The 22,295-nt window shown below is 37.9% G+C and carries 19 protein-coding genes and 1 riboswitch; of the genes, 5 read left to right on the top strand and 14 right to left on the bottom strand.

The features are described 5' to 3' along the window. Positions 1–6: 6 nt before the first annotated feature. A complete protein-coding gene (locus KDN24_RS01495) occupies positions 7–1,626 on the top strand; it encodes a PucR family transcriptional regulator (RefSeq protein ID WP_409974935.1) in 1,620 nt (539 codons plus the stop codon). 250 nt (positions 1,627–1,876) lie between these two features. Here KDN24_RS01495 and KDN24_RS01490 read toward each other — a convergent pair whose 3' ends face one another. From KDN24_RS01490 to KDN24_RS01445, 10 genes are all read right to left on the bottom strand, one after another. Then, positions 1,877–2,671, bottom strand: coding sequence for an SDR family NAD(P)-dependent oxidoreductase (locus KDN24_RS01490; RefSeq protein ID WP_409974934.1), 795 nt, complete (start codon positions 2,669–2,671; stop codon positions 1,877–1,879). Between the two features lie 15 nt (positions 2,672–2,686). Next, positions 2,687–3,691: an AraC family transcriptional regulator gene (locus tag KDN24_RS01485; RefSeq protein ID WP_409974933.1), complete on the bottom strand. Its 1,005-nt coding sequence runs from the start codon at positions 3,689–3,691 to the stop codon at positions 2,687–2,689. 250 nt (positions 3,692–3,941) lie between these two features. Beyond that, positions 3,942–4,691 carry a hypothetical protein gene (locus KDN24_RS01480; RefSeq protein WP_409974932.1) on the bottom strand — a complete coding sequence of 250 codons (750 nt, stop codon included), beginning with the start codon at positions 4,689–4,691 and terminating at the stop codon, positions 3,942–3,944. Continuing rightward, positions 4,691–5,179 (bottom strand): RNA polymerase sigma factor, encoded by a 489-nt coding sequence (locus KDN24_RS01475; protein WP_409974931.1) that lies wholly within the window; start codon positions 5,177–5,179, stop codon positions 4,691–4,693. Before KDN24_RS01475 ends, KDN24_RS01480 begins: the two co-directional genes overlap by 1 nt. Before the next feature lie 417 nt (positions 5,180–5,596). Further along, positions 5,597–6,463, bottom strand: coding sequence for a CPBP family glutamic-type intramembrane protease (locus KDN24_RS01470; RefSeq protein ID WP_409974930.1), 867 nt, complete (start codon positions 6,461–6,463; stop codon positions 5,597–5,599). A 19-nt stretch (positions 6,464–6,482) separates the two neighbouring features. Continuing rightward, positions 6,483–7,055 carry a TetR/AcrR family transcriptional regulator gene (locus tag KDN24_RS01465; RefSeq protein ID WP_409974929.1) on the bottom strand — a complete coding sequence of 191 codons (573 nt, stop codon included), beginning with the start codon at positions 7,053–7,055 and terminating at the stop codon, positions 6,483–6,485. Positions 7,056–7,478: 423 nt separating this feature from the next. After that, positions 7,479–8,669 carry a multidrug effflux MFS transporter gene (locus KDN24_RS01460; protein ID WP_491348261.1) on the bottom strand — a complete coding sequence of 397 codons (1,191 nt, stop codon included), beginning with the start codon at positions 8,667–8,669 and terminating at the stop codon, positions 7,479–7,481. Between the two features lie 209 nt (positions 8,670–8,878). After that, complete coding sequence (locus KDN24_RS01455) at positions 8,879–9,724, bottom strand: DUF2785 domain-containing protein (protein WP_409974927.1); 846 nt, start codon at positions 9,722–9,724, stop codon at positions 8,879–8,881. A 298-nt stretch (positions 9,725–10,022) separates the two neighbouring features. After that, the gene (locus tag KDN24_RS01450; RefSeq protein ID WP_409974926.1) at positions 10,023–10,976 is read right to left on the bottom strand and encodes an LCP family protein; all 954 of its coding nucleotides are present in this window, start codon (positions 10,974–10,976) and stop codon (positions 10,023–10,025) included. A gap of 35 nt (positions 10,977–11,011) precedes the next feature. Next, on the bottom strand, positions 11,012–11,659 hold the full coding sequence (locus KDN24_RS01445; protein WP_409974925.1) for a DUF1232 domain-containing protein: 648 nt from the start codon (positions 11,657–11,659) through the stop codon (positions 11,012–11,014). A 761-nt stretch (positions 11,660–12,420) separates the two neighbouring features. On the opposite strand from KDN24_RS01445, the gene KDN24_RS01440 reads away from it, so the two are divergent. The 3 genes from KDN24_RS01440 (at position 12,421) to KDN24_RS01430 (ending at position 14,427) form a co-directional block, all read left to right on the top strand. After that, on the top strand, positions 12,421–12,987 hold the full coding sequence (locus KDN24_RS01440) for a MarR family winged helix-turn-helix transcriptional regulator (RefSeq protein WP_409974924.1): 567 nt from the start codon (positions 12,421–12,423) through the stop codon (positions 12,985–12,987). A gap of 86 nt (positions 12,988–13,073) precedes the next feature. Further along, the gene (locus tag KDN24_RS01435) at positions 13,074–14,105 is read left to right on the top strand and encodes a serine hydrolase domain-containing protein (protein WP_409974923.1); all 1,032 of its coding nucleotides are present in this window, start codon (positions 13,074–13,076) and stop codon (positions 14,103–14,105) included. Between the two features lie 148 nt (positions 14,106–14,253). Beyond that, positions 14,254–14,427, top strand: a complete 174-nt coding sequence (locus KDN24_RS01430) for a helix-turn-helix domain-containing protein (protein WP_409974922.1) — start codon at positions 14,254–14,256, stop codon at positions 14,425–14,427. Positions 14,428–14,579: 152 nt separating this feature from the next. Continuing rightward, positions 14,580–14,665: riboswitch (cyclic di-GMP riboswitch) on the bottom strand. Positions 14,666–14,680: 15 nt separating this feature from the next. Here the strand turns inward: KDN24_RS01430 and KDN24_RS01425 are convergent. The 4 genes from KDN24_RS01425 to KDN24_RS01410 form a co-directional block, all read right to left on the bottom strand. After that, positions 14,681–15,742, bottom strand: a complete 1,062-nt coding sequence (locus tag KDN24_RS01425; protein ID WP_409974921.1) for an NAD(P)/FAD-dependent oxidoreductase — start codon at positions 15,740–15,742, stop codon at positions 14,681–14,683. A 127-nt stretch (positions 15,743–15,869) separates the two neighbouring features. Next, positions 15,870–17,537, bottom strand: a complete 1,668-nt coding sequence (locus KDN24_RS01420) for a helix-turn-helix domain-containing protein (protein WP_409974920.1) — start codon at positions 17,535–17,537, stop codon at positions 15,870–15,872. A gap of 138 nt (positions 17,538–17,675) precedes the next feature. Continuing rightward, positions 17,676–18,674 (bottom strand): ABC transporter substrate-binding protein, encoded by a 999-nt coding sequence (locus tag KDN24_RS01415; protein WP_409974919.1) that lies wholly within the window; start codon positions 18,672–18,674, stop codon positions 17,676–17,678. A gap of 310 nt (positions 18,675–18,984) precedes the next feature. After that, positions 18,985–20,973 carry a GTP-binding protein gene (locus tag KDN24_RS01410; protein ID WP_491348260.1) on the bottom strand — a complete coding sequence of 663 codons (1,989 nt, stop codon included), beginning with the start codon at positions 20,971–20,973 and terminating at the stop codon, positions 18,985–18,987. A gap of 771 nt (positions 20,974–21,744) precedes the next feature. Here KDN24_RS01410 and KDN24_RS01405 point away from each other — a divergent pair. Next, a complete protein-coding gene (locus tag KDN24_RS01405) occupies positions 21,745–21,906 on the top strand; it encodes a hypothetical protein (RefSeq protein WP_409974917.1) in 162 nt (53 codons plus the stop codon). Positions 21,907–22,295: the final 389 nt, after the last annotated feature.

Raw genomic sequence — 22,295 nt, 5'->3', positions numbered from 1 at the left:
ATAGATATGACCTTAACCGTTAGAGATATACTTGACTTTGAGTCTTTATATGAATCGGAGTTAATTGCGGGAATGAAAGGCTTACAAAAAGAAGTTACTGGTATCATGGTTATGGAAGCTCCCGATATTGAAGAGTGGGGAAAATTTGGACAAGTATGCTTAACCAGCTTTTTTGCGCTTAAAAATCTTTCTTTAACTGAAACGAAAGATTTTTTTGTGAAAGTAAATACAATAGGGATCGCAGCTTTCATTGTAAAATTAGATCGTTTAGTAAAGCAAATTCCAGCGTATTTCATTGAGGAATGCAATATGTATCAAATACCCCTGATAATAATCCAAAAAGAAACACAATACGAGACCATTATTTTGAATGTCATGGAAACGTTAATAAATATAAATAAAGTTCTGCTTGACCGCTATTATATGATTAGCAATCAATTCACGAATATGGCACTTAAAGAGCCACGATTAAAAGACATACTTTCTTTATTAGAGGACCTTATCCCTAATCCCGTCAGTTTTTTTGAAAATAAATCCATTATTTATCGAAATATAAATCTGAAATTAGGGAACTTTCAAGTTATTGATTCTACCAAGCTGTCTAAAAAGCGCTACACAAATTTTGAATATCAAAGACAAGTGGTGGCTCATTCAGATTTTCCAGCTCAACAACATTCTCAGTTATTGGTAGATATCCCTTCTCTGGGAACGGATGTTTATCGATTGATTATCCATGAATTAAATCAAAAAACGACTGAAGAGGATTTTATGGCTATAGAAAATACGGTAAGTTCCCTTCAAATGGAACTACTAAAAAAGTATGCACTACAGCAACAGAATCTCAGTCATCTAAATGAAATTATTAATGATTTAATCTATGCGCGATATCAAACAGAGGAAGAATTAGCAGAGATATTAAATTTCTTACATTTCGACAAGAAAGACAATTTCCATCTCGTTACATTTGATCTTTCAGTGGAATGCAATAAAAATAAAGTAAAGCGGGAGGATTCGGAATTTATCGTAAAAACCCTATCGAATTATATCACGATTCATTGGAAAAAATTTGTGAGTTTGGTGAAAAAAGATAAGATTATCTTTCTTATTTGTGATTCAGATAGTGATCAAGAATTTAACGAAAAGATAACTGCAGCCATCCAATCTTTTACTTCCTTATCCTATTATTCACATTTATCCTTTAATACAGGGATCAGCAACAAATCAAATGTATCTGATTTACACTTGGCAAATAAACAAGCGAACAACGTATTAAAAATATTAAAATTAACCAACCAAAAAAATAAAATCGTTTCCTATAGAGAATTAGGAATCGTTCAATTATTTTTGGAAACAAATAATATTGATAATTTAATAAAATTTGTACCTGAAAAAATTTTAGAAATTCAAAAAACCAACCCAGAACTTAATAAGACCTTAAGGGTTTTCCTAGACCATAACCAAAACTTCAAAACAACTGCTGAGGAGTTATACATTCATCCCAAGACAGCAAAATACAGAATTGAACGGCTCATTAAACTAGCAGATATTGATTTTGAAAATCCCGAGGAACTTTTACAAATAAATATTGGCTTGCGATTACTTGACTTTATAAATAAAATATTATAATGGAAAGATCGTCAATTTTATGTGTAATAAAATAACGATAAAACAACAAAAAAGAGAAACTGTCCATATGAAATAAATTTGACAGTTTCTCTACTTATTTCTACAAACCAACGATCATCTTTAAGTCCATTTCCTTTTCTTTTAAATCATTCATATCCGTAACTTCACATAAGCTCTGTCTCCCGAGGCCAATTCCAATAATCCAATCTGATCTTTGAAGTGAGGTTCTAATATTTGAAACAGAAAAATATTAAAAAATAGTCGGTATCATTCCCCCATCCATACGGATTGGAGAACCTTTAAATGCAGATGCATAAGGACTACATACAAATGTAGCTAGCCTGCCTATTTCAATTGGCCTGATAAATCGCTGTATTTCAGACTGGGGTAAGTTTGTAGTCATGAATTCTTTCTCTTTTTCTGAAAAAGTCATATCTTCATTAGGGTATATACTCTCAATTATTTGATGGACATTTTCCGAAAGGGTTGGTCCTGGCATGATCGTATTGACTGTAACTTCTTTTCCTACTGTTAATTTAGATAAACTTTTTGACAATGATAAGAGCATTGATTTTGTCATACAATACTGAGGCATTTGTCCTGAAGGCATAATGGCTTCTTCACTCGCAATAAAGATAATGCGACCATAATCATTTTTCAACATTCTAGGTAAATAAAATTTTGACAATCCATTTGCAGCAAGAACATTCGTACGGAAGTATTTTTCCCATACTTCATCGTCAACGTCGTCATATTGCATAATTTCATAAATGCCCATATTGTTAACTAAAATATCAATAGTAGGATATTTTTCAAATAAAGCTTCTCTTTGTTGAATATCAACAATATCGGCTGTAGCATTTTGAGGATAGGTAGAAGGGAAATCTGATTTAATCTCATTTACAGTTCTTTCTACTTCTTCATAATTTCGTCCATTAATTAGTACATTAACACCTTCTTTGGCAAGTTCAATTGCAATTGCCTTACCTATTCCTTTCGTTGATCCTGTAACTAAAGCTGTTTTATTGTTTAATCCCATATCCATAATACATTTCCCCTTTTAATTTCCTAGATGTTGAGTACGCCAATTTGAAGGAGTATCACCTTCCCAAATGCGGAAGGCACGGTAGAACGAGTTCTGGTCTTCATATCCAATCAAGAAAGCCACTTCTTTAATATCGAGCGAGGGGTCTGCCAAGTAATCTCGTGCCTGCTCATGTCGGACTTGTGTTAACAGATGCTTAAAGCTCGTGCCTTCGTCAGTAAGTCGACGCTGTAAGGTACGATCACTCATCCCCAACTCGCTCGCGACAGTCTGAATGTCCGGGCGCCCTCCTGTTAGGCTACGTTTCATGATCCATTTAACCATCTCGATGATTGTGCGGCAGCGTTGTTGCTCATCCAACGATCGGTCCAGTATAGGAGTTAGAACCTCCAGCAACTCTGCGTTGTACGAGACAAAGGGACGGTCTAGGTCTCCTCGATGTAGCGTCAATCGGTTACAATCTGCACCGATCCGGATACGGCAGCCGAAGTAAGCTTCAAGTGCCTGTAAGTCGCCCATTGGGTGCGAAAATTCGACTAACCTAGCCTTCAAAGGTTGACCTGTGCCCCGGCGCCCTAGCTCAAGGAGAAACGCCAGCGTGATACCAACTAACAGCGACGGACCGGGTTGCTCGGTATGCAACCAATCCAGTTCGATTGTACAGTGCTCACCTTCCTCGGTGATACGTAAGCTTTCAGGGGGGCACAATTGTTTATATCGGGCCATTCTGTTTAGGGCATCACGATAGTCACGAGCATGGTAAGTCGCTAAGACGGTTGGTGGATAATGCGCTGTTTCAAAAATGGTCGTAAGCTTGATGATTCCTTTGGCAATGTCATCAATAAGATCGGAATAAGCCTGCCAGATCGCGAAATATTGGGCGATAGTGACCACTGGTTCAGTAATAATGGTGAGCGGCAGTCGTGCTTTTCGAACCACGTCATGGGCGGTAATCCCCAATTGATGTAAACCTGCCCAAAATCCTGCCGGGATTTTAATACGAGTATGAGACGTCATCATGGGCCCTCCTTTAGCTATCTACACATTCACTAATTTTGGTTGGGATTGCGTTCTGCCTTGTTGACGGGATAGATATTATTTTACCTATCCAATGTTTCCTTGTAACTAGCAAAGGGCGACATTTCACTTGCCAACTATGTCAAATAAATCCGTTAGTAATAGGTAAATTAACGTAATGAAGCTGCCGTTTGTAAAGGCAGCTTCATTAAAAAACATCCTAAATGGTGTGTTCTATTTACGTACTTATAATTTAATTGAGCTTGAATGAAATAGAATTTGATTCTTGAGTTACAACTATATCTTGTTGTTCAGATTTTCCATCTGTATATTTTACAATTGCTTGGATTAAAATGTCATCGACTACACCTTTACCATCATGTGGAATTGCAAGTGAATATTTATATTGATCCTGTTCATTATACTTAACCGTATAGGTATTCCCAATTTCCTTTATACCCTGATATTTATCTGAATCGGGCTCACCATAAATAATATTTATCTTTTCTGATAATAACCAGTCTTTGTCTGCAACCTCTTTTTCTGTAAGTGTAACATCCTCTATAAAATTGCCTTTATTTATGGCAAAGGTGATGGAGTCAATATGTTCTCCAGTTATATGAAGCATAATATCTGTAAAAGTTAAATTAGCTCCAAAACCACGTATACTATTGACAACGCCCATTCTTTCTTCAGTTGATAATTGAAAAGTAGCTTTTTCTGATGAAAGATTTGTATTCAGCTGATTACCATCGTCACTGAATGCATATGCGGTGATTGTAAAATTTGCGACTTGCAAGTTTCCATTCTTATTGAAAAGTGAAATGCCTATCATAATTGACAACAGGATTCCAAATGAAAAAGCTACTATCATCCACCTTTTGGAATTTAATTGTACCGAACTCTTTTTTTCTATAGTATGACAATTTTCTTTAATACGATTTTTCATTGTACCTGACATTTCAATAGAATTAACAACATTTTTAATCTTATTAAAATCCATCATTTATTCTCCTTTCGATATCTTTCTCGAATAAGATCTCTTCCGCGTTGCAATCGCTTTTTGACAGCTGACGTAGTAATGTTAAGTAGAGTTGCTATTTCATCTACTTTATAGCCCTCTACATAATAAAGTAGTAACACAATCTTATGTTTATTTGGCAATTTCATAAGATGGTCGAGCAAACCATAGGTTTCTACATCCTTACAATAGAGTTGCAAATCACTGATATCTGTATGCTTATGCATAATATTAAACCTTCTTATATTTTTGCATCGATTAGTGGCAACAGTAATTAACCATGCTTTCTCATGTTCTGGATCATGAAAAGTTGGAGATTTAGTCAGATATGTAATAAAAGTGTCTTGTACAACATCCTCTGCATCATTCTCATTGCAGAGAATAACCAGACATATTCTGAATAGCATATTGCCATATTTATCAATCATTCGCTCTATATCTAGTTCAGTCGACCAAACTGATTGTTCCAACTTCTTTCAACTCCTTTCACATATAACACATATGGAGATAGCTTTTGGTGACTTTTAATATAAAATAATTTTTGTGAAATTATCTTATCCTAAAACTAATCATCGCTTCTATAACAGAAACATATAAAAGTGCTTAGTTAATAGGAATACTAAGCACTTTTATCAATATGTTTAAATTTCATTTTGAATTGTTTGATTGGGATGTAATACTTTTTGGTAGATGGGCATTTCAAGGAATATAATATGTCAAATAATCATCATCTATCTTAAACTCAAATCAGATAAAGATAATAAATAGTTCAAATGAAGGTATTTTAAAGCTGTTATAATTTTGACTTCAAAAATATAGCAGTTTGCTAATATTTTCAAATGGAAAAGTATTTAATTGCAAAATCTGTTATATTTGTCATTCTTCTACTAAATTTTAACAGAATTGTTATCGTTCAAAACCCCAGCATTTACGATCCTCTCCTTCTTTATTCTTATCGACCTGAGCCACAATCCGAATCTGACGAATAAGATCGTTGTAATGATGCCAGTGGTTGGGCTGAGCCAGAGTTCGCCTGTTTTTGTTAATGTAATTACCCCGGCTACTGACAACAGCAAAGTAGGCACTCCATCTTCCAAAGCATGCATCAACACACATGGCCATACAGATTTCGTAAGCCGATAAATTTCAACGTACATTATCGACCATGCTACCATTAGCACACAGCCTATTAAGAGAAAGCTCATTCTCAAAGTCGTCTCGAAGTAGGAGTCCGGCAGGAACACCATATAATATGCAGCATGCCACAGCGCCCACACAAGTCCGGATACGAGATAGAGCATCCAGTCATTAAGCTTCAGCTCAATCAATTTTGGAGTCAAATACCCGCGCCACGCAAACTCTTCAAAGATGTTCTTAATAAAGTTTCCTGCGATCGAAACACCAATAAGTGATAGGATTGAATTTAGTTCAACATCAGAAATACTAGCGCTATTAAACAGCAATGCAAGACCGACAATGATAACAGTCATAACCGGATAGATCGCAATCGCTGCGCCATACCACTTCATATTCCCTTTAAAATTCGGTAGAACGCCAATATCCTTCCAATCGCGATTCACAAGCCTTAGAACGAGCATTGCGATAATCGGCAATATAAGCCATAATCCCATTCCTAATGAATCCTCCGCTGGCTGCTCCGGAAGCTTCGAATCTACCAACACGCCAATCCAACCGCTCGCTAACACCACAACAATGAACAATAGTAGACTAAACTTTCTTCTTGCCGCTGACATTTCTAACATCCCCTCTTGATTATTGTTGTTCCTTACGACGCTTCGCTGTGCTGATTACATCTTCAGCCGCGCTGTTCATCAGCTGAATCATCTGTTCTTCCGTAAAATCTCCAGGCAGCAATTCATTCGCCACCATCACGCTCATCCCAACTTGAAAAATCTTCATCTTTAGCAAAATTGCCTGCAATTCATCATCAGACAATCCGTTAAGATCGGGATCCATTCTCATCATCTTTATGAAGCCTTGTGTCTCTTCCTCATTTTGCTTCGCTTGATCGTTCTTCTTCATCACAAGATCGCGAAACAAAACCGGATAATCCCTTGCAAACCGGATGCTGGCCACCCCGATATCGTGGAACGGATGCCCCGATTTTTGCTCCATCAAAATCTGCCTGCTAACCTCAAAAGTCTTCTTGTACACCTCTTCAATTAGCTCTCCAACCTCTTTGAAATTCACATAAATCGGGGCAATTGAGCTCCCCAGCTTCTCCGCTACCTTTCGAATTGTAATTGAATCAACTCCTTCCGTCCTCGCAATTTCGAACGCCGCATCAACAATCTGTTCTTTCGTAAACTTTGTTTTTGGTGCCATCTGTTCTCTCCTCTGCCGAATATTTATTATATATATCAATTGTTCTATATCGTTTATTATATATCATATGATATTTATGTAAATGCTTCTTTTTTCATAAAATGTTTCGGGGACTACGATAAGGTGGTTATGAAAGCAGTTATCGGGGATCATTTCTTTAAAAACCGTGTACGATTTCTCCGTTAAGCTGCCCAGCGATGAGATTCAATTCTTGCAATACGCCAGCCCTACCAATATAAATATAATTTTATATTGGTAGGAACAAGGTATTAATATATCCACATTTTGCAATAAATAAAAAGAATCCATTTTGAAAAAAATTGTTCAAAATGGATTCATACCCAGCAGATTTAAGTTTAGTTTTTATAAAAAAGTTCAATCACTTTCTAGGTGCCTAAAGTTATTTTCGCATCGCGACATTATTCAAAACATCGCAGCTTTTTTATAAAGTAAAGGTAAGCTTATTAAAAGCATAACAATCCCTAATACTAAAAAATAGAGTGGCATCGCAAGGACTGTTCCGTTATGGAAAACACTCATACCATAGACTGTAGCGCTGACGAGTAAATAATACCCTAAGCTAAATATCGCACCTGCAGAACCAATGACGTCTTGAAAGTCAATAAGCGCTAAGCTTAAACAGTTTGGTAAAGCAGTACCTGTCCCAAATAAAATAATGAACACACTAACAATCATGGTTGGCATTTGTAATGAAATCGGTAAAAAATGTACCCATGTCGCGAGCAATGTACCGATGAGCATAATGGCTAATCCGCGTACGATTATCTTCTCAGGTTTTGTGTAGCTAACGAGTCGTTTAGATAGCATCGCACCTGCGATAGAAGCAAGCGCAACGATAATGCCTAAAAAACCATACATCGCACTTGTTAGTGTAAAGTATTGCGTAAAAATAAATGGTGCTTCGGTATAATAGCTAAATAATACACCGTTAATACCGCCAATTAATAAGCCGTAGCGCCATAGACGCACATTTGTAATCATGCGCTTCACTATTGGTAGTAGAGGCTTCATTTCGATTGTAGTAAGCGCTGTTTCAGGTAAGCGTAAAAACGCATAGCAAAATACAATAACGCTCATCACAACTAACACCAAAAATACGACTTTAAAGCCAAAATAATAATCGGTAAAGCCACCGATTAACGGGCCAATGGCAGGTGTGAAGGCAAGGGCAGCCGAAATTTGCGCAAACAATTTATGACGCTCAACACCAGAAAAACTTTCGCGTAAAATCGTTTGTGTCACGACAGAGCCAACACTTGCACCAAACGCTTGAATAAAACGTGCGACTAATAAAACCACCATTTCATTTGCTACTAAACAAAGTATGTTGCCAACAAAATACAAAAACAGCCCATAAAGCATTGCCTTGCGACGACCGATTTTATCGGATAAACGCCCAAAGAAAAATACTCCGAAGGCAAAGGCGATAAAGTACACACTCATCGTAAGCTGTGCATCACTCATAGAAGTTTCAAACGCTTCTGCGATAGAAGGTAATGATGGGCTAAAAATAGTTTCACTAATTTGCGGGAAACCTACTAATACAATTAGTAATAATAAGCTAGGTGTTTTGTTTCCGATGTTTTTCTTCAAAATAATCCTCTCCTAGTTAATTATAGGTTTGAAAGAAAAACATCGTAGCTTGGGAAATGGTGGCTTCACGAGTTTAATTTTTTCTAAATCACTCATGAATTCACTTCCTTCTAATTAAAAACACATAAAATATTATACAATCCAAAGGGAAAACAGGGCAATCCCTTGAGCCAATTCTCCATGGCTTTTGGGACAGCCCCTCTAATCCTTTAACTGATAGAAAACCTGTTCAATTTTGCCTCAGTGCCAAGTATGACAGTGTTAAGCTCATTCCCTCGGCTATCTTGTCCCCTTCTGAAATAGAGACTGCGTATAAAATTCTTGCTGTTCACGCGAGCAATCACCTGACTGCGACTTCTCGGCAAATCGCAGCACTGCGCTAAGCCGCTAATCCAATCAGCGATTTCTTGATTGGGAAGTAACTCTTTGTCAATCATCGTATCCACGATGTTGACCAACCGCTCATCATCCTCATCGCTAAAAATGTACCTACCGTTATGAAGCATACCAGAAATAGCGACAAGAACCTCACGCAGCATTGCTACGCTGCTCTCCTCGCACTGCACCAGCTCGACAAAAACATCCGCACCGTGCGATGCGCTGTGAGCCCAGCCTCCTACTGAAAGGTAACCTCGCAGATCCTTCTCCTCTTTATAATAACGGAGCATTGCATACATTAATTGCTCAATTTCCGCTTGATTGAGAAATGGATTCTGTCTGTGGCGTTGCACAATCAACGCTATAGGCAAGGAAGAGAACGTCCTTGTAAAAACGGACTGATCTTCCTCGCTGCCAATATTATAGAACAAATGGTTCTCATCAGTCAGAATAGTTAAGAGGCTACGCAACTCCTCTCCACTAAACCTATTCTCTTCTTTAATCCACATATAAAACATCGGATAAATCAGGTTATCCCGTAATTCTGGCTGAGGATCGCCAATATATTGAAGTAACAAAGGTAAGAAATCTTGATGCTGCTCACCTTCGCGTAACTGATACTCATCCTTCTCAATTCTTTGCAAATCCAGCATCAATTTGGTCCTGGTATCGCTCATTTTCCCATCCCTCTCATCATTCGATCACTCGCCTCGCCGAGATCAGGAGTCAGCGGAAATTCAGCTTATTCCTATTCCCATCCCCTGGAGGCAATATATAATCTATTAAACTAGAATAATGATTATCTTGAATACTCCTGTCTTTTTCTCCTTTAAATAAAAAAACATCCGTTCAATTATTTTTATTATAAGCGAACGGATGTTGAACTACTATATTTAAATAACTTTATTATCTTTTAAACTATTTTATTATTCGTTAACAACAACTGTTCTCGGACAACTAAGTTATTAATTTTTGTTATTCCAACTCTAAATTACTGTCGGTATCTTCAGCTAAAAAGTCTGTTAAAGCTTGTTTGTTTTTATTGAAATCAATTTTTAAAACTGCTCCTACATTGACACGTTCATTCACATAGGAATCATTTATAGGGATACGTATTGTCTCTACCGGTTTGGATTTTCCCGCTATTAGACCTTTTCCAATTGCAAGAATTGTACTAGCTTCTACATTTGTATCAATGTATGGATCGGCAACCCCAAGCATCTTAGGGAGATTAACCAGACTATGAATTGTGGTAGCTTGTTCCTTGATTTTGGACAATACCTCCTGTTGCCTCTCTACCCGTCCGAAGTCACTTAAGCGGTCGTGTCGATATCTAACATAACCAAGCAATTCATTTCCATGCAAAATTTGCTTCCCTGGAGGCAAGGTCATCCCAATTCCATACGACATTTCATATGGGATGTCTACCTCTATTCCGTTAGGAGCTACAATATCCACAATTTTTGGAAACCCTTCAAAGTCAACAACAGCATAATAATTAACATCGATATCAAAATTCTGCTTAATTGTTTTTCTTACTAGCTCCGGTCCTCCTATGGCAAATGCAGCATTTATTTTAAGTTTTCCGTAATCAGGGATATCAACATATGTATCTCTCATTATGGAAGCAATTTTTAAACGATGAGATTTTTGGTTATAGTGAGCAATCATTAACGCATCTGATTGGCCATTCTCTTCCCCTCTTGTGTCACTACCAATTATGAGAATATTAATTTCCCCGAATTCCGGCTCCGGTCCTTCGAACGAATCAAACGTTGCACCGTCATCCTTGAACTGACCGTCACTTGCTATAGACAGTCCTTGATTGTATTGATAGATACTATAAGCTGCTATGGTGATTCCTAAAAAAGCAGCTAATAAAAAAATATTTCTTATTAATTTCCTTTTACTCGTCTGACTTCTCTTCATATCAACATCACCAATCACTTAAATTAAACATTCCTCTAATTTCTTTTTTCTAGTAAGTTTAAGACAATTTGTACAGCGATTGCATCGTCTACATAACCGATCGGGAAAATGTAATCAGGAATCACGTCTATCGGAAAAATAAAATAAAGGAGTGCACTCCCTATTAAGGCGAGTTCAACCGAATTACCTTTCTTTAATCGAAATCTTTCATACATATCCTTCAAATGATTGATGAATGGACCTATGCCTCCCACTTTCTGAATCTTTTCCTCAAAGTCATTAAGAATCGTCTTTTCCCCTTCCTCTGTCAGTATATATTGACCATAATTAGATAATTGCTGTTCAACGCTTTCAATCGTAAACTGCTTATCAAATAGGTTAGGGGATTTGAGTAAATTTTTAATACTGTCAACAAAGGCATGATTATCTGATTGCTGCTCTTTCACCTTTTGTTCAATAGGATACCCGGCAGCTATAAAAAGCTCTATAACAGGAACATCAAGTGTGTCGGCGAATTTTTGTAAATGTTCGGGAGTAGCTTTTCGTTTTCCGCTTATGACTCGTGAGATCGTAGCCGTATTAATTCCTGTGAGCTCACTAAGTTTCCGCATCGATAATGACCGTTCCATTAAAATTTCTTTTAACAGTAAACCAAGGTTATTACTCTTTATTTTTTCAGACATTTTTGATTCTCCTAACTTTATAAGGATTTCTTTAAGACAGTGGGGAAAATGAATACCCACGCACTAAAATTCTCCAGATACTTGGGATAATAATAATCCTAATGAAAGTGCGCCAAAAATACCTATATAGTTAGTTAGTAAGTTAGTAGGTTTATGCTATTTAGAAATATAGACCAGCGTTGACTTTTTGTCAACACTATCATTTAAGCTGGGGAAGCAATCATACTCGGAGTTGCGTGATCCGGAAACATCCCTGGAATGATATTTGATAATCAAAGTCCAAATGAAATTCCCGCAATACTCATGAGGAAACAAATGACAGCTATCAAAATATTTAGCCCCATCTTAATTTGTAACTTTCGTATCCCATTTTTACATTGTATAAATGAAATTGACAAAAGTGCATGTATTTTTAAAAAAATCGTTGACATTAAGTCAACAAACATTTTTTTCAATAAAAATAAACAGGTGCTATTCCTTGAACAACACCTGTTTTGATATTAAATGGTTATTCATTAACCTGAAAAGATTTCTCTATCTTTTAAATCTTCATTCCCACGTCAGCAAAAGTAGCCATATTCTTCATCTTCGAAACAGCAGCATCCTCTAATATTAATGGGTATTTTCCTAGCTGCTAAGAACGGCAGTATTATAAAAAAACGTTAATTTCAAGATAAGATAGAATAGACAATATATTGACTAACACGAAGAATGTGATACACTTATTTTAGACATTATAATGTCTAAAATGGAGGGTAAATATGGATATTTACAGAGAACTATTTTTAATGCAGCAAACTTACGCTACCTTATTTTCTCTTGCAAATAAAATTCAGGTAAAAGGTGACAAGTTCCTTGAACTTATAACATCAAGACAGTATATGGCAATGGTGGCAATTACGCATTTACCTGAAGATGAAACGACTTTGAACAATATTGCTAGAAAATTAGGTACAACAAAACAGAGCACAAAACAGTTAATTACAATTATTGAAAATAAGGGATATGTTTACGTAGTTCCCAGTAAAAAAGATAAACGTGCGGTTAATGTAAAAATTACCGAAAATGGAAAGGATGTATTACTTGTTGTTGCGGAAAAAGGGATCTACCTTTTGGAAGAACTTTTTAAAAATTTATCAACTGAAGAATTGGAAACAATGTGGGGCCTTTTAAAGAAACTTTATCGTTTTGACGGTGAGGAACACGATGGATTTGAGGAAGAGGGCAACTTAAAATTAAGTGGAGATAACAATGAATTACAAATGAGAGTAATGAAGGAATTTGAGAAACGAAGAATTCAAGCAATTAATCGGGGAAATAAAAAATGAAAATAAACTGGATCTGCTAATTTATCTTGAATCTATATTAATCTTTTGCAACATTTTTAAAATGAAGGATATGGGGAGTAATCATTATGTTTGAAATCAATGATGAAACATTACGATTAATTAAAAAGACCTGTAGAGGAAAAACACATTTAAAATTAACTATTGGCTATTTAACAAACAATAATTCTGTCATAAAAATATATAACGAAAACGGTGAACTTGATTCGTCAAGAAAATATCATTATGAAATCGGGTCTATTACAAAGACTTTCACCGCATCTTTACTAGCAAAATATGTCTTTGAAAACAAGATGTTATTAAACGATTCAATCCAAAAATATATTGAAGAACTTGAGGAAGACCAGTATTATCCTACATTACTCCGTCTTGCAACCCACTCTTCTGGCTATTCCGAAACACTGCCATTAAATAAGCGGGAATATTTCAAGATACTTTTTGGATTAATAAGTGGCGGTGGTGATTTGAATAAGAATAACCCGTTAGATATGGATTTAAACAAAATGAAAATGCTAATTGAAAAAAATAAATTAAAAGAAGTGAATTATTCTTGGAAATATTCAAATTTCGGTATATCGCTTATTGGATATGGGTTGGGACTTGTATCAGGCAGGGGATATTGGGACACTATGAATGACTTTCTTCATAATGAGCTTGAACTAAGCGATACTTATTTAGGCACATCAAATAATCATTTACACGGGTTTGATAGAAGAAATAATGATTGCGGCAATTGGAAATGGAACAAAGAAAATCTTGCATCACCTGCGGGTGCAATAAGTTCAACTGCTGAAAATTTACTTAAATATGCAAAAATAAATATTTACGAAGATAAACCATATTTGTCTCTTTGTCATCAAAAACATGGAAATGGAACAAAGAAGTATGATATGGGTCTTGGATGGTGGCTATTAAAGAAAAACAGTAATAATGTTATATTACATGGCGGTGGAACAGGATGCTTTAGTTCTTTTTTAGGGATTGATAAGGAAAAGAAAGTTGCCTCCGTAGTTTTGGCCAATTATAGATTAGGTAGAAATGATGATGAAAAAATAGGAATCTCCTTATTAGAAAGTCTACAGAAATCAAAAGATATATAAGAATTGCGAGAATTAATCTATTTTAAGGAAACCATTTCTTAGTTATTCCATAAAAGGGCACGTTTATATAGAAACGCGTCTTTTTTTATTTATGGGCCATTTAAGCCGATAAGATACAGAATCCCCTTCACGCTTTAAAGAATATATTATGACAAATACATTGGATGAAGTGGCTTCACTTATTGGTACAACCAAGCGACATTTAAATCGGGTATTAAAGCAGTGGTCAGATGAAGGAATTGTCCGACGGAAAGACGAAACGATTCAAATTATCAAATGGAGTAAAATTGAAGAAATTTCAGAAAATGTCCGATTTGAATAAAGAATAGAATGATACCTATGCATTATTTTTACTTTTCCTACTTTTTTATGAGGGTAAGAAGTAAATATGGTATAAAAATCGAGTTTTCATTTCTGTTACGACAAAAAGACACATACCCCTAAGGTAGTGCCTTGTCCTGATAGAAAGTTCGAGAGGGTAACTAGGCGGTCTTTGCACCCGTGCAGAAAACCCGTAGTTTTGCGTCCCATTTCTTCGATTAGGTTTGCCATTTTCCTATTTTGATAGAAGTATTCTACGCATCTTCCTCCGCCACGCCAAGCGCTTTATTCCTTTCCTTGAACTTGGCATTATGCGAAGAAACATAGGCGACCTTTGATGCCGCTGGATCTAGGTACAACTTGGCGCTGTTGACTGCCAACACTGCGTCGGTAAACGCTCCGGCGATCAGATTCACTTTAGACGGGTAGTTTGCCGTATCTCCGGCCACAAAAATACCGGGCAAATTGGTTGCGAGTTTCTCGTTCACATTAATATTCCATTGCCCCATATCCATACCCCAATCGACAATTGAACCGAAGTCACCACGAAGCCCGTGATTGACGATCACAGCATCTACCTTTAATTGTTCCGTATCTTCCATTAAAACACCCTCTGCATTCACCCGAGCAATCAATACCGCTTCAATGGCGTCACCGCTTTCGTTGCCATGAAGCCGAGCCACCGCATACGGCGTACGAACATCAACGGATGATTCCTTCATCCGCTTCACATTCTTCTCATGTCCGCCGAAGTGTTCACGGCGGTGTACGACAGTGACACTTTCGGCAATCGGCTCCAATTCGTTGGCCCAGTCGACTGCGGAGTCACCTCCACCAGAAATGAGCACCCGCTTGCCGCGGAAGCCTTCGAGCTCTTGTACGGTATAGTGCAAATTCGTCAATTCATAACGCTCAGCCCCTTCAATATCTAGCTTCGCCATCTTCAGTACACCATATCCCAGTGCCAAAACAAGCGCACGTGTATGGTGCTGCTCCCCCGTTACGGCAGTTAGAAGCATTGTCCCATCCTCGAGTTGCTCTAGTCCGCTAATCTGTTGCCCCAATACAATGGTCGGTTCAAACGTATGAGCCTGCTGAATCATTTGCTTGATAAGCTGTTCGCAACGAATCGGCGTAACCCCGCCGACATCCCAGATCATTTTCTCCGGGTAAATCAACAGCCGCCCACCCAGTTCCTCTTTCGCTTCGATCAGCTTGGTTTTCATATCGCGCATGCCGCTGTAAAAAGCCGCATACAACCCGGCAGGTCCCCCTCCAATGATCGTAATATCATAAAGCTCCAACGCCTGTGTCATACCGCTTTCCTCCTAATATGGATCTTTCATCATTCCAAATAGCTTAATTTCTAATAATACTATTTCTTACACATTCTCGTTCTTCATTTCTACCATTTTCTGAAAACCATGCAGATCAAGTCTCTAATCACATCGTTTTCTTTTTAAAAATAGACGGTAACACCCCTAACAACCGTTCACGTGTGATGGGATCACAATGATTCCATATAGAATCTACAAAATGAGTCTTACCGGGAGTTAACTCGGCTAAAGTGGCGATCTGTGGACAGTGAGCAATAGTTGGCAATTCTTGGCGAGAAGCCAAGATGAAATTGCGCTCTCCAGCATAGTGATTGATTTGATGTTGCTGAATTTCTATCCATGCTTGTCCTTGCTCGATTAGGTGCATCACTTTGGCAGAGGGACGAAAGCCAAGAGATTCATACAAGCTTGCAGCCAATCCGTTCTGACCCATAATATAAAATCTTGCACCTAACTTGAGATAAACAGTAGCCGTCTCCCCAGCAACATAAGCATCAGCTAATTGCCTACGTATCAGTCTTACTTTGTCCTCATATGTAGTAATCCACTTCTCCGCCGCTTTACTCCGTTCAAATAGTTTAGCGATATACCGTAACCGTTCAAATAGTTTAAACTTACTGTTCAGTATAACAGTAGGAGCAATCGCATCTAGTTTCTGCAAATCTTGTTCAGGATGAAAATAGCTAAGCAATAGTAACTCTGGCTGTAATTGTGCTATTTTATCCGGATCAGCCCAATACCCGATACTATGAATATTTCGCAGCCTATTGTGATAAATCACGTTATCTTTCATGATAGAGATGGCAGCTCCTATAGGAGATATGCCTAGAACTAGTAATTCTCCAAGGGTATATTTGCCATCAGTCACAATACGTGTTGCATCTTTAGGAACATGAACCTTTCTGCCAAGTGAATCGATAACTATTCTTTGCTGAGTATGAAGATGGATATTCGCATATTCACGCGGAGTATGTCCAGTTAATTTATGAAAGCACCGGCTGAAATAGTATTCATCCTTAAACCCAATTTGTCGAGATATTTTGCTCAATGGCTCGGTAGAATTACACAGAAGTTTCTTTGCATGTTTTATACGTAAATGGACCAAATAATCAGTTGGCTTTTTGCCGGTCAATGTTTTAAATTGTTGACTATATTGCCATCTAACTATTCCGGCCATGTTAGCTAGTTGTTCAACTGTCAAATCCTCATCATAATGTTGCTCCATATACTGTACAGTAAGTTGTATCATTTTTATCTTTTCTTTGTTCTGCGAATGGGCAGCTTGCTTATCTAACTGGGCCATCATCCCTAGAATAAGCTGAAGTCTACCTTGCATCATAGCCATTTCTGATGTGGATAGAGAGGAACAAAATAGATTACTTATCCATGCTTCATTTCCTAATACTCGCTTGACTTGAGAAAATAACAAATTATAGGGATAACCACACAGCAAAGGTGGATGAGCAACCGGATTCAAAGTCATTCCTTCTACTTTAAAGGTTTCAAAGGTAAAGCGCGCAAGCTGTGCCTCTTTGTTACTTGATTCCACCGTGTAGCTTTGTACAGGTAAAACTAGAATGCAGCTCCCTTGTCGCAGATCGCTAGCAATTTTGTCTACATACAGCCGGATGCCATGACTGAGTGCTATCAATAATGTGCATAAATTTGTTTCATTATTGTTTATTTCCTCATTATGGCTACTCGCAGGTATCGTCTGGTCAACTTGAAACCTATTATAGTGTTGCAGCTTAATATACAGGGCTGCTAGATTCATAAGCAACTCTCCAACCACTGAAAATGATTATCATTATCACCATTATAGCATATAATGACCCACTTTCAACTATAGTTCGAGTATGCGCTATTTTAGAAAACGAACGGTTTAAAGAACTTAATGGGCAGATACAATTTCTTACTGTCGATGCATCCATTGTGGCAGCTTTTCAAACAATTGCTCCAAAGCTAACAAATTATCCGTATTCCATTCATTGGGAACAACGTAGACATTTCCCTTTTGGACTGCAGGTAGAGTTCCCCATACCGGGCTTTGTAGCAGTCGGTCAGCTTCTGTTTTACTTTCATCATCATCTTGTACAAGTATAAACAAATGATCACCAGCAAACTCTAAAAGCACCTCTTCTGAAATCGTAACGAAAGACACGCCTTCTACATCAATAATATTCTTCTGTACAGCTGGTGGGACAGCAAAGCCATTCTCTCCATAAATAATGGCACCAAAGCTACGATTGCCCATAACATAAAGCGTTTTACCTAACTGGTAGAAAACTGTTGCTGTCTCCCCTTCTGCTAATTGAAACATATCAAACATTTCTTTCGACTGTGTTTCAAACTTAGCAATCAATTGAGCTACCTCTTCCTGTTTGCCAAAGATATTCCCCATCTCCTTTACACGTTCTGTATAAGGAAGAGCTGGGTTGAAGGGAATAGTAGTGGCAATTTTCGACAATGCCTCATTCTGTTCTGCATCCGCCTTGTAATAACCATTAATAATCAGATCGGGGTTTAAAGTCAGAATCGTCTCTAAGTTACCAGGATTTCCAACATCAACAATTTCTTCAATTTTACCTTCATAGTAACTAGGAGGATCCTGGGGAAGGTTATTACCAACAACTGGAATACCCATCGCTAAGAAATCACCAATTGTCTGACCAATATAAACGACTCGTTTTGGATTTGCAGGTATTTCAACCTGTTCACCTGTAATCGTTGTATATTGAACTGTTTTCTCGCTTTCCTCTGCTTGCACATCAGATTGAGTTGTTTTCTTATTTTCCTTTACCTGCGCATCAGACACGTTGCCATTAGAATTATTGCATGCCGATAATATCAACAATAACAGGAGGAAACTCCCTCCCCATAGTATAATTCGCTTTCCAAGATGTCTCTTCACATTTATTGCCCCTTTCCTTCTTACCTTTAATTGAAAATGATTATCATTCCCGTGATTATTGTAGCTTGTACAAAAAGGGGAAACAATGAAAAAAACGCAATGATTCATTTGGATAAATGTCAATGACCATCCCAAAACAAAAAACATCCGTTCGCTTATTTCATTTATAAGCAAACAGATGCAAATTACACATATATTTAAACAACTATTTTATTTTTTAAACAACTATATTATTTGTTAGCACAATTTATGTTTCATGAAAAGCTTAGTAGCACGATTGTTTAAATCGAACCAGCTCTGGCGCCAGCTTCTATTTTCTCACAGCATTCTGCACATGCATCAAATATTCTTTTTTATTCAGGGGATTATAGTCGCTTCGCTTTCTTGTTGGTATCTCTCCATCAATTTTTTTATAGCCTGACGGCCTAGCGATAAAGACGCCCTCACCCTCCGTATAGGAGTGAAGACCGGTCTTAAATGGCTCAGTTGTTGCGGCCGGTATGCTTCCTGTTATGAGAACTGATTCATTCTTTAATATAGGATCATTAAAATCCGCCTTCATTGTTGAAAGATTAAATATGGCCTTGCTCAAAGCTTGTGCTGGCACTCTGAGCTCAAAGCTGTTAATGGGTTCATAAGCTTCTGTACCGGCCTTTGCCAAAGCCTCCATCAAAGCGAGCGGCGTCAGGTTTCTAAAATCCCCGGCAGTACTTACGGGACTAGCATAACCAGTGTGTGTCAGCGTCACAATGACGTCCGTCACCTCCCAACCATATAAACCCTGCTTCAATACATGATACACCGTATCCTCTATTGCTTTTTGAAACGATAAGGGAAGGGAACCTAATTCCACACCGAGCTTATAAATGATCCCGCTATTTTGCTCACTAGGTTCAACCTTAAATCCTATCGTTGCATAGAATGGATTCCCGCTACTTCCCATGACCTCGACCGCACTTCCAGCAGCCTTTGGCTTCTCTATACATATGATCCTCGTTTCAGAAAAACTAACCTCTATATTATCTTGCTCCTGAAGCACCGTTTTAATGACTTCCTTTTGTATTTCACCGAAAAGCGAGATATAGATTTCTTGATTAAAATCATCCCTAGATATTTTAATAAGCGGGTCTTCCTCCGCTATAGAAGTTAGCGCTTCATACAATTTTTGAGTATCCTCGCTATTATTAGCCTCTATCCTCGTCTCCATATTCGGCTCAGCAAAGGATACATTTCTGATGTAATCCGTCCATTCTCCAAGGACATCGCCGATTTTAAGAGATTTAATGCCATGAACAATCCCGATGTCTCCCGCTTCAATCTTTTCTGCATGAAGCGTCTTACCTTCTCGAATCGCGCTGAGCATTTTGATCTTATCCGTGGATGTCTCCAGCTCACCCTTACTATTTCTCCTGCTGACAAGGACTTCCTCTCTAACTCGAAGTACACCTGAGAACAACCTGACATAGGCTTTCTTTTCTCCCAAACGCTCTCTTTCTATCTTAAAAACCACCGCAGAAAGGGCTTGTCGATCGCCTGCTGTATCCCGACCACAATTTACAGGAAGGAAAGCTTCTAAACTGTCAATCAGCGCTTTGACACCGATACCTTTTATCGCAGACCCAATGAATACGGGGAAAACCTTTCCCTCTTTCGATTGTTGGCTGATCTCATGTCTTAAGGCTTCCTCAGTCTGCACCTTGCCGTTTACATAATCCTCAAGCACCGTCTCATTATTCATCGACAGCACATCAATGCATTTTTCTACGAACGCTTCACTACCGAAGTCATAACTTTCAGCTTGCGCAGTATCCGTTCCTTCATTTACTCCTGTATATAAAGGGATAGCTCGATCAGTTAATTTCTCCTCAATATTTTGGATAACTTTAGAAGAATCGGCCCCACTTCTATCGATCTTATTAATAAACAACAGAGTAGGTATTTTTAGCTTCATCAAACTGTTCATCAGGATCTTGGTTTGCGCCTGTATCCCTTCAACGGCTGAGATCACGAGTATTGCGCCGTCAAGGACGCTCATAGATCGCTCCACCTCTGATATGAAATCAGCATGCCCTGGTGTATCTAATAGATTTACCTTAAGATCTTGGATTGTGAAAGATACCGTCGAAGCTTTAATCGTGATGCCTCTTCTCCGCTCCAGCTCCATGGTGTCCGTCTGAGTATTGCCTTTATCCACTCTTCCAAGCTCGTCTATAACCTTTGTTTCATATAGAATATTCTCCGTAAGGGTCGTCTTCCCTGCATCGACATGTGCAAGGATCCCTATATTTAATATTTTCATTCAGTAATATCCTCTTTTCATTTCTCATATTGATTTCCGCTCCTGTTCTTTTAAATTGCCGCATAACTATATACCTCCATTATGGTTTTATTTTTTTAGTTCAGTCATTTCGGGCCCAGCCTTACATTTGTGCTGAACCTTCTGACAATTGCACTTTATCATGATTGATGATGTTTCGCAATTAAAGTTTAAAACACAGCCCTGACCAACTCCAATTGCCTAGATCCAATTATCGTCGGTCATGAAAAGAAGATAAATCAGACCACCCTCGCTATACCAGAACACAAGTGATCTGATTTACGTTTGAACGTCTTAAAGCAAACGCGTTTACTTTAGTCGTTTTCCATTTCCTTAACGAGATGCTACAGTTGACCTTTTACGTTATCTTGACATAAGCCGACATGGTAACATATCACAGATTGAATTTCAAAATCTAAAAATTTCTTCACAGAATGCAAGGCTATATTCATATCCAATATTGCAACGCTGTCCTTGCTTCCTCACTCATACGATAAAGAATTCTTCTCGATTGCTAAAAAGCTATCCTTTTATTCAACATAATGGCCCAATTGTGGAACATGAAAAAATCCTGTATATCAACTAAGGTTTTTAATCAATCTTTAATTTTAATAATCGAACTTTATTTTAAATGATCAATCTTTTTTATAAAACTACATTAGAAACAGGCAGCAATTCATCAAAACCATTGAAACGTGTAAGGCAACAACAAATCAGCAAACGTTCCATGCATATAAACAGGGGGAAACGCTGATGAAGGATGTGGCTGAAGTTGGTCAAGCATTAGTCGTATCACCACCGCCTGCGAGTCTAATTGCGAATTCGAGGCTGCGATTCCTAACATTCTGCCTAAAGAATCGACCGTTGAAGCGGAGACATATCCGTCCAGAGTTCGGCCCGTATGCTCTGTATTGATAAGTATACGCTTCCGGCGCTTTAACTCGTACAATAGTTCAACAAGATACGAGTGACACAAGTTCCAAAAAACCTCGGTTCACCAATTTGCTGCTCGATTTATAAGCACGGTACGTCGTCTCTTGGATGGCTTCCAGTGCATCAAGCTCGTTCTACAAATGGGCAAAATCGATACGGTAGAGCCTATGCTTCTCTCCGCTCATCAGTTGAGTGAAGGCAGCATCGTTGCCTTTGCTTGCCCGCCTGATTAGTGTAACTCTGTCCACCAAATCGTCGTTCACGCTCTCACCCCGTTCTGTTTGACATATTGCCGTTTTTCCGGTCACTCTATAAGGTTAGACTGCACAAGCGTGAAAATAGTTTGTGGAAGAAAATATTGACATCAACTA

Origin of the sequence: Cytobacillus sp. Bva_UNVM-123 (genome assembly GCF_046351715.2) — a bacterium.
Lineage (GTDB): Bacteria > Bacillota > Bacilli > Bacillales > Cytobacillaceae > Cytobacillus.
The sequence above is the reverse complement of the archived record's forward strand: the minus strand, read 5'-3'. Positions and strand labels throughout refer to the sequence as shown.